The organism is Aeromonas diversa CDC 2478-85 (assembly GCF_000819805.1).
GTDB lineage: Bacteria > Pseudomonadota > Gammaproteobacteria > Enterobacterales > Aeromonadaceae > Aeromonas > Aeromonas diversa.
In genome coordinates, this window is record NZ_CDCE01000029.1 from 416,161 (window position 1) to 426,697 (window position 10,537).

Sequence of the window (10,537 nt, forward strand, 5' to 3'; positions counted from 1 at the left end):
TGTGAAGAGATCGATGCTGATGGGGGTGGTGTTCACCTCACTGCTGCTTGGTGGTTGCAAGGTGGAGCTCTATACCGGGGTCAGCCAGAAGGAAGGCAACGAGATGCTGGCGTTGCTGCGTACCGAGGGGATCTCCTCGGACAAACAGCCGGACAAGGATGGCAATGTCAAATTGCTGGTGGAAGAGTCCGACGTGGCGCAGGCCGTCGAGGCGCTCAAGCGCAAGGGGTATCCGCGCGAGAGCTTTTCCACCTTGCAGGATGTCTTTCCCAAAGACGGCCTCATCTCGTCCCCGACCGAAGAGCGGGCACGCCTGAACTACGCAAAGGCCCAGGAGATTTCCCATACCCTTTCCGAAATCGACGGCGTGCTGGTGGCCAGGGTGCATGTGGTGCTGCCCGAGGGGAGTGAGGGGATCAGCAAGAAGCCTTCCCCCGCGTCGGCGTCCGTGTTCATCAAGCATGCAGCCGACATCCAGCTGGACACCTATATCCCGCAGATCAAGCAGTTGGTCAACAACAGCATCGAAGGACTGGCCTACGACAGGATCAGCGTGGTGCTGGTGCCGTCGGCCGATATTCGCCAGATGCCCCTGGTATCGCGCAACACCAGCCTCTTCTCCATCGAGGTGAGTGAGTCATCGAAGTGGCGGCTGGGGGGCTTGATTGCCCTGTTACTGCTGCTGGTGGTGACCACCAACCTGGCCCAGTACCTGTGGCATCGGAGCCGGAGTCGTTGATGGCGGTTGGTCTGACACCCTACCAACTGCGTTTTTGCCCGGCAGCCTATCTCGATGACGGTCACTTTCCCGAATCGTGGCGTTGGGTGCAGGAGGCGATGCCCGAGTGGCGCACCCTGCCGGCGGTCAATGAGGCGCTGCTGGATGAGCTGGCATTGGACATCGCCTATGAGTTGCCTTCGCCACTGGGTGGATTGGCTCTCTTTCCCCAAGAGGCGCTCGCCAGCCTGTTGACCTACCTTGGCGCCGTCTTGCACGGGGAGTCCATTCGTCATTGCCTGTTGGCCGCTGGCTTGCGTCACATCATCAGCCTGTTGGGGGAAGAGGGGTACCGGGCCCTGTTGTCCCAGCTTGATTTGTTAATCGGTCCCTGGCCATCCGGTTGGCAGCAGCCGTTGCCGCAGCAACCGGATGGTGCCTATCTGAAGGCAGCCGGATTGCAATTCTGGCTTGCGGCGGCGGGGGAGGCGGACTCGGGTTGGCGTCGCCGGCTTGCCTTGCGCCTGTCCCCCTCGCTCCCTGCCCCATCATGGCATCTGGCTAGTGAGCAGGTGCCGCTTGCCCGGGCGCTTTGTCTCAAAATAGCCAAACAGGTAACGCCGCAATGCTGCCATTTGTTGAAATAAAGAGTGAACACCTGCAGCTGGCCCCGGGCCAGCGTATCTTGCGCAGTCAGGATTATCAGTCCTATCTGAGTGCACAGGCACTGGTTGATGCGGCCAGGGCACAGGCTGCCGAGATAGTGCAAGAGGCGCACAGCGTATACGAGCAGCAGCGCGAACTTGGCTGGCAAGCCGGCATGGAGCAGGCGCGTCGTGAGCAGGCCGTGTTGATCCACCAGACCCAGTTGCAGTGTCAGGGCTACTATCGCACGGTCGAACAGCAGATGAGCGAGGTCGTATTGCAGGCCGTTCGCAAGATCCTGCACGACTACGACCAGGTGGCATTGACCCTCAAAGTGGTGCGAGAAGCGCTGTCGTTGGTGAGTAACCAGAAACAGGTCACGGTGCGGGTACACCCAGAGCAGGTCGCGGCGGTCCGCGAGCAGATTGCCAGGGTGCACAAGGATTTTCCCGAAATCGGCTATCTGGAGATCTCGGCCGACGCCCGGCTGGACCAGGGCGGCTGCATCCTGGAAACCGAGGTCGGGATTATCGATGCCAGCCTGGATGGTCAGCTGGATGCCCTGTCACGGGCCATCTCCCAGACCCTCGAACGGGGTGACCCTCTTTCATAAGCATTAATTTGTATCATCGACAAAATTGCGGCCAATGCTGTCAAACGGTGGCCGCGACTCTCCCTAGAATGGCTTGAGTTCCATTGCGACAGGAGACACACCATGCAGATCCAACAGGCTTCCCGGCTTGCCACGACGGCTCAGACCGATACCGTATCGACCCCCGTTCATGACCAACAGGAACGTGCCCCCACTCTGGCCAGCAGCCAGGGCAAGGGAGCCGTATTGCCACTCACTCAGGTCAGCCAGCCCCCCGTCGCGCAGTCATCGAAGGGCGATGTTATCTGTGCAACTTGTGGACCGCGTCAGGTAGAGATCACCCGTCATCAGGATGGCTCGGCCTCGGTCACCATGCAGCATCCGCCGCTGACCAGCCTGGTGCTCAGTGGTGGCGGGGCCAAGGGCGCGGCCTATCCGGGGGCTATCAAGGCACTGGAAGAGCAGGGAAAGCTTGCCGAAATCCGTACCATGTCAGGCTCCTCGGCCGGTGCCATCACGGCTTCATTGCTCGCCGCCGGCATGAACGCCGGAGAGTTTAAAACCCTGTCCGATGAGATGAATCTGATTTCCCTGCTGGATTCGCCGGTGAAGAAGATCAGCCTGGCTCAGCATATGAGTGGCGAAAATGGCAAGGTCGTTGCCGGGCTGTTTGAGAAGATAAAGCTCAGCAAAGTGGGCAGCTTTATACAGCTATTGTGCAATATCTTGCCGCGACTGCAGTCGGAGGCGGTGCCGCTGGAGAGAATCCTCAAGAAGGAGTCGAACCACTCCGTATTGGCGCATCTTGATGCCCGTCCCGAATTGAATGCCAGACCCGAAGTCGCGGCCATCAGGCAACGCCTGGGGCAAGGTGGCGGGGTCACCTTCGGGGATCTTGCACTGCTCAGCCGCCATATTCCGGCGATCAAGGAGCTGAATATCACGGGCACGGGCATGTTCGATGGCCGGCCACAGATGATCGTCTTCAATGCCAGCCTGACGCCCGATATGGAGATTGCTCGTGCAGCCCATATCTCCGGCTCTTTCCCCATCGTATTCAGCCGCCCCGAAGAGCAGTCTCAGCCCTTCCTGAAGGAAGGTGAACGGCTGTCGCTGCAAGATGGGGGCGTCATGTTGAACGTGCCTGTCCCGGAACTCATCAACCCGGATCTGGGAAGGGGCGTCATCGCCGAACATGACAACCTGATCCTGAAGTTTGAGGATGACGGCAGCGAAGAGGCCAAGAAAGGCACCGTGAAAGGCGCCCTGGCGGATTGGGTGGTCGGGGCGCCTGTGGGCGCTCGCTCGGCACTGCAAGCCAAGGGGCTGGCAGATTTTGCCGATCAAATGGTCACAGTACCGCTGAAAACCGAGCGAGGCGACTTTACCGACACGCTCGGTGGCACACTCAACTTCACCATGAGCGATGCGGACAAGGGTCATCTGCAGGAGAAGCTGGCCGATGCCGTCAATTCGCATCTGACCGCCCGGGAAAGCGACCGTCAGCACTATCACTTCGAGGATCTTGAGTCGGCGCTGTTGGCCCTGCCGGACCGGGATTTTGCGGCGGTGGCGCAAGAGGGCGGGCAAGAGCTACACGCCACGGCCCAGTTCCGCCAGCAGGCACAAGAGCATCTTTCCACGCTGGTGGCATCGGTACTGACGCAGGAGGCCGCGCCTCGCCTGTCGCTGTCTGCCGAGATGGCTCATGCCTTGACACAACTGGATACACTGGCTGAATCCCCCGCACGGCGGGAGTGGATTGTCGGTCAGCTCAATCAGCCTGATAACACGGCGCTGGCCCGCTTGCTCAACAGTGATGCGCCGTCCGGACAGTTCCCCATTCTGGATCAGGGCAAGAGTGAAGCCAGGTCGCGCGAAGTGAGCACGGTCGCCCGCAATATTATCCATGAGGTGATCTATCCATCCCTGTTTCGCCTCGGACAACCCGGGTCCAATGTGGCATTGCTGCGCCGGACCGAGCATGCACTGAACCAGGCTCAGACAGCCACAGAGGTCAATCGTGCCCTGCAAGAGCTGGCAGACAATTACGGTGCTCGTAACAAGCCCTGGAGCAAGCCGCTCTCCTCAACGACGGTGAACCAGGCTAAAGCCTGGATGATGGTGGAATAATATGCTGACCGAATGGCTGAATGAATTGGGGCAAACACTGCCCGGCATGGGTGAGAGTCGACGGATCCGGTTCGAGTCGGCCCCGGAGTTATGGCTGGAAAACATGAGCGGTCAATATGTGCTGGCTCTTCCGTTAGCGCCCATGCCGTCAAAGGCGCTCTCCGGGGTCGTGCTGATGTTGCTGCAGGCCAACAGTCCGCAGTCGACCTTGCAGCCGGCACGACTGTCGGCTGACGGACGTGGCCACTTGCTGCTGTGGCTCTCTTTGGAAGAGGAGGCGTCCCTCGGTGCATGCCAATCGGCCTGTGATCTACTCCACAGTGCCCATGCTACGCTGCTGCCGTTGTTGCAAGAGTCTGACTATGTTCCCCCCAGCCGGGAAGGCAGCCTCTTTGTTTGAGCCTGCTTCCTGATAAGCGCTGATGGAGGCCCCACCATCATGAGAAAGCCCTCGGCAATATCATTGCCGAGGGCTTCTTGTTATTAGATTCGGGCACCGCTCTTTCATCCGGCATAGCGATCGCGCAGAGCCCGGATCGCCTCATCGAGCTGATGGCGCTGCTCTGTGTCTCCGAAACACTCGTCGGGGAGCAGCTGGATCAGCTTGCCCAGGGCATGCAACAGCCGATAGTGCTCCAGCGGCGACTGGGGGGGCAGCATCTCCTCGAGGGAATCGGCGTTGACCCAGATCTGTTCGACAATCTGGACCACCATGGCCATCAGCCCCTCTCCGCTGATGGCTGGCATGCCGAGCGCGGTGGCGGCCTGATCGCAGTAGGCTTCCAGCCCGAGCAGGCGAAGCAGCTGTCTGAGATCGCCGATCACGGCGGCCAGATGGTTACCGACTATGGGTTGACCGCTGGCCGAGAGCTCATAGGAGATCAGACGCAGCAGGGTGCGGATCTTGCGTTGCCGCTGCCGCCGCTCCCCCGGTTGCCCCAGCCATTGGGAGAGTTTCTGGCGCGGGGCGCTGGCTCTTTGATAGAGGCGCACCAGCTCCTGGCGCAGGCCGGGCGTCACGACCCCAAACTCGAGGGCACCAAATAGCGAGAGAGTCGTCTCCTCTTCTCCCATCAGGGAGGTCAGCGCCTGCTCCATGCGAGTGCGAAGCCGACCATCTGGCTTGCCGTGGGCGAGCCAGAGAGCCAGTTGCAGCGCCGCAGCGCCGGGCTCGGGATGTTCGGCCTGAAGGGCCGCGAGGAGCTGGGGTGACTGCTGCCAGGCGCCGTCATCGAGCTGATGTTCCAGCTCGCTTGGCTCGACCAGGGCCACCTCGGCTACCAGCTTGTGCATCAGCACACGGCTGCGCCCGCTCACCTCTTCCTCCTTGCTGCGGCGCATATCCTTGAGGCGTCCGCCCAGGGCAAAGCCGAGATCTTCCTGGGTCTCCTCCAGGGCGTCGCTTTGAAATTCTGATAGCTCGGCCTGGGCCAGGGCCAGCACCGAGGGGGCATTGCTCTCGTGGGGGGTCAGGGGCTGGGCCTGACTCTGGCTCTCGGTGGGGACCCGACCAATCAGATTGATGTTGAGCATATGGGCTCCTTGCGATGGGGCCGTCAGGCCTGTTGTCGGGTGGCGGGGGCGTCGGTGAAGCGCTCGAGCAGGCTCGCCTGTTGCACCAGATTGTCCAGATGGATGCGAACCAGTCCGTTATCCAGGATGGCTTGTCCCTCGCTTAAGTCGGGATCGGCCTGGAGCGTGACCTCGTTAACCTCGCCCCAGCTCGCGTTGGCGGCTGCCATGGCGGCAGGGGGCAGCAGCAGGGTGATTCTGCCACCAGGCAGCAGCTCGGCGACACGGCGCTCGATGCGGCGCAGCAGCAGCGCGTTCTGATCCTGCTGCCCGAGCAGCTCCTCCAGGGCCTGAGCGGTGAGGTGTCGCCAGCGTTGACTCACCTCACGGGCGATGAGCCGCTCCATCTCCTGCTCACCACAGAGCCATTGTACCGCCTCCTCGGCGGCGCTGGCCCGGGCCGCCAGGGCCAACGCTTTGGCTTCACTCCTGGCGGCTTCGAGCAGGCGAGCCGCCTCTTCCCTGGCCTGGGCCAGGCAGGCTTCCCCCTCGGCGCGCAGGGCCGCCGCCGCTTCATGGCCCTGAGCCAGGATCTCGTCCAGACGCTGGCGGGTCTGTTCCCGCTCGGCCAGCAGATCGCGCGTCAGTCGCTCCCGGGGGCAGGGCCCTGGCAGGGTCCCGATGACGAGATTCAGCGGATTGTTCATAGCCACCTCACGAGTTTTTGCAGCACAGGGCTCGGGCACTCCCGGGGGGGCGGCTGCTCGCCGGGAGCAAGGAACAGCCGGCAGGCACGCAGGGCCGGATCCTGGGTGTGGGCGAGCCAGGCCGCCCCCAGGCCCATGGCCGTCTCTGGCAGCGACTCGGGGTCGAGTTCGGGTAGAGGGCCACTGGGGAGCAGCGCCTGCAACTGACCCAGACTCAGGCTGTCTAGCCGCTTGGCCAGGCTCTCCCGATAGGGACGCAGCAAGAGCAGGGCCCCTCCCTGCATGGCCCAGAGACCGAGGGCCAGCAACAGGGTCTCACGGCGCCCTTCCTGCAGCAGTTCGTCGGCGAGGGGGGTCAGCGCAGGGGGCTTGCCCTCCAGTGCCAGCTGCTGGCGCAGCAGGCGGTCGAGATCCGGTCGGGTCAAGGGATAGCGCTCATAGGTGAAGCTCCACCTGTTGAGCCCCGTATGGGCCCACCAGGCGGGATCCATCACCTGACCCGGGCAGTGCCACAGGCGGTAGAAGGCTTGCAGGGAGGGGCTCATGCCGCCCTCCCGGTCCGGCGACGCCACCAGATGGCCAGGGTTGCCATCATCCCCAGCAGGGCGGTGGCTGCGGCGGCCCCCAGAGCCTGCCAGGGGAGCGCCTGCCCATAGAGGGTGAGGCCATGGGGTACCTGCTCGGGTGTGGCCGTGGGCTGATAGCGGTACTCGGCCCGCTGCAGGGTGAGGCTGATGCGATCCGGGGTGAGGCCGGGTATGCCATTGCGGATCAGGGCGCGGATCTCGGCCTCCCGCGCCGGCAGGTTGACCTCGGGGCTGTATTTGATGAAGACGGCGGCCGAGGAGGGGGCGGGGGGCTCACCCTCCTGGGATCTGGGCTCGGCCACCGACACCTCGGCGGTGATGACCCCGTCCATGCTACCCAGCATCTTCTCGAGTTGCTGGCTCTTGAGGTAGTTGAGTTTGGCCTCTTCCTGCTCGGGAGAGGAGACCAGCTGGCCGCTTGGGAAGAGGTCCTGCATGGTCACGGTGCGTCGGCGTGGCAGGCCATTTTGTCGAAGCACCTCGACGGCATCCACGAAGCGATCCTGATCCACCCTCAGGGTGACCCCCTCCTTCTCGACGCTCTTGTCGGCCTGGATTCGGTTGTAGATGAGCAGGGCCAGCATCTGGTTGGCCTCGGCCTCATCGAGTCGGGTATAGAGTTCGCTCTTGCAGCCTCCCAGCAGCGGCAGCACGCAGAGCATCAGCAGCACGGCTCTCATGACAGGTTCACCAGTTTGTTGATGGTTTGGCCGAGGGAGCCGGCTACCTTGGCGGTGAGGTCGACGCCGACCGCCAGCTCGGTGAGGGTGCTCTGGGCCCCCATCAGCCCGTTCGGCGAGTCGCTGGTCTGGGGGCTGTTGAGCAGGGCGGCGAAGCGCTGTTGGGTGGGCAGATCAACCTCGGCAGGGTTGGCTTGAGCAAGCGGGTTCAGCGGTGCCAGAGCTTGGCCGATGGCGTGAATGGCATCGATGGTCATGATCTTTTCTCCTCTGACGGGGGGGCGAGCAGGGCTCGCAGGGGCAGGCACTCCTCGGCCGGCAGGCACGCGAGACGAGCGCTGGCAGCCCGGCGACGGCCCAAACCAAAGAGCAGGATGGCCTCGCACTGGGCCAGTTGGCCGGGGTCATCCAGCCAGTCGGGCAGGGCGGCCAGGATGTCGTGCAACTCGGCGCGCAGGCCATGGTTGACGGCGGCAAAGCCGGCTTCGACGATGAGACGGGGAAGGGGATAGTTCATAGGGTCACCCTATCTTGCTGATGATGCCCATCATCATGTCTTTGACGGCCTTCATGACCGAGCTCTCGTAGCCGATCATGACCGAGTACTGCTGCATGGCGTACTGGGACCGCAACATGGCCTGGGGATCGTTATTGATGTCGCTGGACGCCATGGCGGTCTGGGCATCGTTGGCGGTACGCGAGACCTGGCTGCCCAGCTGGGCGACGATGGCATCGATGTTCATGGGCTCTCCTTAGGATTGTCTGGCCAGCGACTCGCTGGCATCACCGCGCCGTACTTCGCTCGGGGTCTGGCTGAAGTGGCGCCGAAAGCTGTCTGAGAAGTGGGCGGCATTACAAAAGCCCGACTCCAGCGCCACGTCGATCACCTTCTTGGGGGTGGTCTCGAGCAGCGCCCTTGCGTGTTCCAGTCGTTGTTGCTGCAACCACTGTTTGGCGGACATGCCGAACTTCTCCCGAAACAGCTGGTTGAATTTGCGCTGGGAGAGGCCGAAGAGATCCGCATAGCGGGCCACCGGCCAGGGCTCCAGACGATAGCGGTGCAGCATCTCGAAGAGATCTGCATCGGCGGCGACCAGAGGGCGCAGCAGCGCCGAGCAGCGGCGGCGCTCCACCGTCAGGGCATAAGCCAGCACCAGTCGTAGCATCGCTTCGTCATCGGCTTGACCCAGCCGGATCAGGGTTTGCAGCAGGGCAGGCTCCATCGGGACTGGCAGGGCGGGTTGAGTGGAGGGGTGATCGCAGCCGCCCTCCATCAGATGCTGCAGCTCCCGGCAGATGGGTTGCAGCCGCTGACCGCGGTAGCTAAAGAGGTGTCCCTCCTCGGGCACGGGGCCCGTGGTGAGCAACACGCCGGGCTCGTTGAGAGCGCTGCGGCTCTGCAAAGAGGGTACGAGCAGTAGGTGCAGTGTTGGCATGGTGTGCTCCTGTTTGGGATCCTGGATTCATCATGGGGCCGCCAGGGCATTCCCCCCATCAGGTCATCACCTGAATTGGCGTGGCAGACCCCGCGTCATCGACCCCGGGAAGCGCTGTGTTGGGCGCGCAACCAGAGGGTTTCGATCACGGCGCGCGCCGCCAGGCAAGATTGCCGCTGGCGTTCGAGACGAGCGTACTCCTCCGGGGGCTGGGGTTGGCGCAGGGCCTGGGCCAGCTGATGGGCACCGGCGTCAAGCTGGTCGATCAACTGGTGTCTGAGCAGCCCTTGGGGGTCGTGGGTGAGGCGCTCTTCGAGGTGGGTCAGGGTATCCATGGAATCCTCTCAACTGTGCAAGGGAAGAAAAACGAGGCGCTGGCGGCCGGCCAGAGAGACGCCGTCTGGCGCCACGGCGACCACCCGCATTCCCTGCTTGACCGGAGTGCCGGGCAGCAGGCGCATGCCGTTGGTCAACTGCAGATAGGGAGCGCTGGCGTTGCCACCGATCCCCGCCATGGGGGAGGGCAGGTAGTCGAGCTCGGTCACGCTGCCGGCGGCACCGATAAAGCGCAGAGGGCGTTCGGTTCGGCCCTGGTTAAGCCGCTCGAGCAGAGCCTCGAGCCGAACCTGCTGCTCGGGGTCAAGCTGTCCCGAGAGCAGCCAGGCGTGCTCGGTGCGTCGGGCGCTGAGGCCATCGAGCAGGTTGCCCTGTGCCAGCGCCGTGATGAGGCTCTCCAGCTGCTGGGCTCCGTGATCCGATAGCTGCCAGCCGCGCAGCCCGGGTAGTTGATCCAGAGCCCGGGCCAGATCGCTGGTATCCCCCTGAAAGGCCCCGTCGATCTGAGCCTCTCCATGGGGGTCAAGCGTGACCGTCATGTCCGGATAGCCGTAGCTGGCCAGCAGGGCCTTGACCGAGCGCTGCAGATCGTCATCGCAGATGGCTTCCTGCTGAAGGCGAACGCCGGCCGCCTGCAGCCGTGCGGTGAGCGCCATCAGGGGGCGGCTGGCGCGGCAGCGGCCACTCAATACCAGGGAGCCATCGCCCTGCCAGCTCCCCTGCAGGCCAGGCTCGGTGGCCAGCGCTGCGGGCAGCCAGTCGTGGGGGGAGGGGGTCGGTATCGGCTGGGCAGGCCACAGCAGGGTGGCCGCCCCGGCCGAGAGCGCCAGGGTGGCCAGCAGAGCCCACAGGGGGAAGGTCTGCTTGCTGCGACGGCGTGCGATAAGGAGTAGAGGGGGCTCCTCATCGGAGTGGGCCAGCACGAAGTGGACGCCGGCCAGGTCGATCCCCGCGTGGATCGGGAGCACCCCCTCACCCTGGCGGCGACCCGCGACCCAGCAGGGGGTATCGGAGCAGAGGGCGACGCCGCTCGGGGTCACCTCCAGCCTGGCCTGTTCGCCCCGCTCGAGGGGCAGCAGCAGGTCGCTCTCTGCGGCCCCCAGGGTAAAGGGGCCGGGGGGAAGGCGAAGCTCCTGACCCAGCAAGGGGCCGTTGAGTAACTTGAGTTTGAAGCTGGTTTCCATGGCGACC

15 protein-coding genes are annotated in these 10,537 nt (G+C 63.6%); 5 read left to right on the forward strand and 10 right to left on the reverse strand.

The features are described from left to right. The first annotated feature begins 1 nt into the window (after position 1). The 5 genes from sctJ (BN1121_RS11400) to BN1121_RS11420 all read left to right on the forward strand — a co-directional run bounded on the left by sctJ (BN1121_RS11400) (position 2) and on the right by BN1121_RS11420 (position 4,488). Positions 2-739, forward strand: coding sequence for a type III secretion system inner membrane ring lipoprotein SctJ (gene sctJ, locus BN1121_RS11400; protein ID WP_269420424.1), 738 nt, complete (start codon positions 2-4; stop codon positions 737-739). After that, positions 739-1,365, forward strand: a complete 627-nt coding sequence (locus BN1121_RS11405; RefSeq protein ID WP_005347998.1) for a Yop proteins translocation protein K — start codon at positions 739-741, stop codon at positions 1,363-1,365. Before sctJ (BN1121_RS11400) ends, BN1121_RS11405 begins: the two co-directional genes overlap by 1 nt. Further along, positions 1,344-1,976, forward strand: coding sequence for an HrpE/YscL family type III secretion apparatus protein (locus tag BN1121_RS11410; RefSeq protein ID WP_005348000.1), 633 nt, complete (start codon positions 1,344-1,346; stop codon positions 1,974-1,976). The genes BN1121_RS11405 and BN1121_RS11410 overlap by 22 nt, the downstream gene beginning before the upstream one ends. 102 nt (positions 1,977-2,078) lie before the next feature. Continuing rightward, on the forward strand, positions 2,079-4,088 hold the full coding sequence (locus BN1121_RS11415; protein ID WP_197065754.1) for a patatin-like phospholipase family protein: 2,010 nt from the start codon (positions 2,079-2,081) through the stop codon (positions 4,086-4,088). A 1-nt stretch (position 4,089) separates the two neighbouring features. Then, positions 4,090-4,488, forward strand: a complete 399-nt coding sequence (locus BN1121_RS11420) for a type III secretion system chaperone family protein (protein ID WP_005356721.1) — start codon at positions 4,090-4,092, stop codon at positions 4,486-4,488. Between the two features lie 104 nt (positions 4,489-4,592). Here the strand turns inward: BN1121_RS11420 and BN1121_RS11425 are convergent, their stop codons facing one another. From BN1121_RS11425 to sctD, 10 genes are all read right to left on the reverse strand, one after another. Then, positions 4,593-5,621 (reverse strand): TyeA family type III secretion system gatekeeper subunit, encoded by a 1,029-nt coding sequence (locus BN1121_RS11425; RefSeq protein WP_005356722.1) that lies wholly within the window; start codon positions 5,619-5,621, stop codon positions 4,593-4,595. A 23-nt stretch (positions 5,622-5,644) separates the two neighbouring features. Beyond that, a complete protein-coding gene (locus BN1121_RS11430; protein ID WP_005356724.1) occupies positions 5,645-6,307 on the reverse strand; it encodes a hypothetical protein in 663 nt (220 codons plus the stop codon). Further along, positions 6,304-6,852 (reverse strand): type III secretion system domain-containing protein, encoded by a 549-nt coding sequence (locus BN1121_RS11435; RefSeq protein ID WP_005356726.1) that lies wholly within the window; start codon positions 6,850-6,852, stop codon positions 6,304-6,306. The genes BN1121_RS11430 and BN1121_RS11435 overlap by 4 nt, the downstream gene beginning before the upstream one ends. After that, positions 6,849-7,574 carry a type III secretion system inner membrane ring lipoprotein SctJ gene (gene sctJ, locus BN1121_RS11440; RefSeq protein WP_005356728.1) on the reverse strand — a complete coding sequence of 242 codons (726 nt, stop codon included), beginning with the start codon at positions 7,572-7,574 and terminating at the stop codon, positions 6,849-6,851. The genes BN1121_RS11435 and sctJ (BN1121_RS11440) overlap by 4 nt, the downstream gene beginning before the upstream one ends. Continuing rightward, a complete protein-coding gene (gene sctI, locus BN1121_RS11445; RefSeq protein WP_005356730.1) occupies positions 7,571-7,831 on the reverse strand; it encodes a type III secretion system inner rod subunit SctI in 261 nt (86 codons plus the stop codon). The genes sctJ (BN1121_RS11440) and sctI overlap by 4 nt, the downstream gene beginning before the upstream one ends. Next, a complete protein-coding gene (locus BN1121_RS11450) occupies positions 7,828-8,091 on the reverse strand; it encodes an EscG/YscG/SsaH family type III secretion system needle protein co-chaperone (protein WP_005356732.1) in 264 nt (87 codons plus the stop codon). Before BN1121_RS11450 ends, sctI begins: the two co-directional genes overlap by 4 nt. Before the next feature lie 4 nt (positions 8,092-8,095). Then, positions 8,096-8,317 carry a type III secretion system needle filament subunit SctF gene (sctF, locus tag BN1121_RS11455; protein WP_005356746.1) on the reverse strand — a complete coding sequence of 74 codons (222 nt, stop codon included), beginning with the start codon at positions 8,315-8,317 and terminating at the stop codon, positions 8,096-8,098. A gap of 9 nt (positions 8,318-8,326) precedes the next feature. Next, positions 8,327-9,010, reverse strand: coding sequence for a helix-turn-helix domain-containing protein (locus tag BN1121_RS11460; protein WP_005356750.1), 684 nt, complete (start codon positions 9,008-9,010; stop codon positions 8,327-8,329). Between the two features lie 95 nt (positions 9,011-9,105). Then, positions 9,106-9,345: an EscE/YscE/SsaE family type III secretion system needle protein co-chaperone gene (locus BN1121_RS11465; RefSeq protein WP_005356752.1), complete on the reverse strand. Its 240-nt coding sequence runs from the start codon at positions 9,343-9,345 to the stop codon at positions 9,106-9,108. Positions 9,346-9,354: 9 nt separating this feature from the next. Then, positions 9,355-10,530 (reverse strand): type III secretion system inner membrane ring subunit SctD, encoded by a 1,176-nt coding sequence (sctD, locus tag BN1121_RS11470; protein ID WP_005356755.1) that lies wholly within the window; start codon positions 10,528-10,530, stop codon positions 9,355-9,357. Between the last annotated feature and the right edge of the window lie 7 nt (positions 10,531-10,537).

Bases quoted from the DNA above. Each gene is read 5' to 3' on its own strand.
- BN1121_RS11450 (WP_005356732.1), bottom strand. From the start codon at position 8,091: ATGAACTATCCCCTTCCCCGTCTCATCGTCGAAGCCGGCTTTGCCGCC.
- sctJ (WP_005356728.1), bottom strand. From the start codon at position 7,574: ATGAGAGCCGTGCTGCTGATGCTCTGCGTGCTGCCGCTGCTGGGAGGC.
- BN1121_RS11410 (WP_005348000.1), top strand. From the start codon at position 1,344: ATGCTGCCATTTGTTGAAATAAAGAGTGAACACCTGCAGCTGGCCCCG.
- BN1121_RS11425 (WP_005356722.1), bottom strand. From the start codon at position 5,621: ATGCTCAACATCAATCTGATTGGTCGGGTCCCCACCGAGAGCCAGAGT.
- BN1121_RS11420 (WP_005356721.1), top strand. From the start codon at position 4,090: ATGCTGACCGAATGGCTGAATGAATTGGGGCAAACACTGCCCGGCATG.
- sctD (WP_005356755.1), bottom strand. From the start codon at position 10,530: ATGGAAACCAGCTTCAAACTCAAGTTACTCAACGGCCCCTTGCTGGGT.
- sctI (WP_005356730.1), bottom strand. From the start codon at position 7,831: ATGACCATCGATGCCATTCACGCCATCGGCCAAGCTCTGGCACCGCTG.
- BN1121_RS11405 (WP_005347998.1), top strand. From the start codon at position 739: ATGGCGGTTGGTCTGACACCCTACCAACTGCGTTTTTGCCCGGCAGCC.
- BN1121_RS11465 (WP_005356752.1), bottom strand. From the start codon at position 9,345: ATGGATACCCTGACCCACCTCGAAGAGCGCCTCACCCACGACCCCCAA.
- BN1121_RS11415 (WP_197065754.1), top strand. From the start codon at position 2,079: ATGCAGATCCAACAGGCTTCCCGGCTTGCCACGACGGCTCAGACCGAT.
- BN1121_RS11430 (WP_005356724.1), bottom strand. From the start codon at position 6,307: ATGAACAATCCGCTGAATCTCGTCATCGGGACCCTGCCAGGGCCCTGC.
- BN1121_RS11460 (WP_005356750.1), bottom strand. From the start codon at position 9,010: ATGCCAACACTGCACCTACTGCTCGTACCCTCTTTGCAGAGCCGCAGC.
- BN1121_RS11435 (WP_005356726.1), bottom strand. From the start codon at position 6,852: ATGAGCCCCTCCCTGCAAGCCTTCTACCGCCTGTGGCACTGCCCGGGT.
- sctF (WP_005356746.1), bottom strand. From the start codon at position 8,317: ATGAACATCGATGCCATCGTCGCCCAGCTGGGCAGCCAGGTCTCGCGT.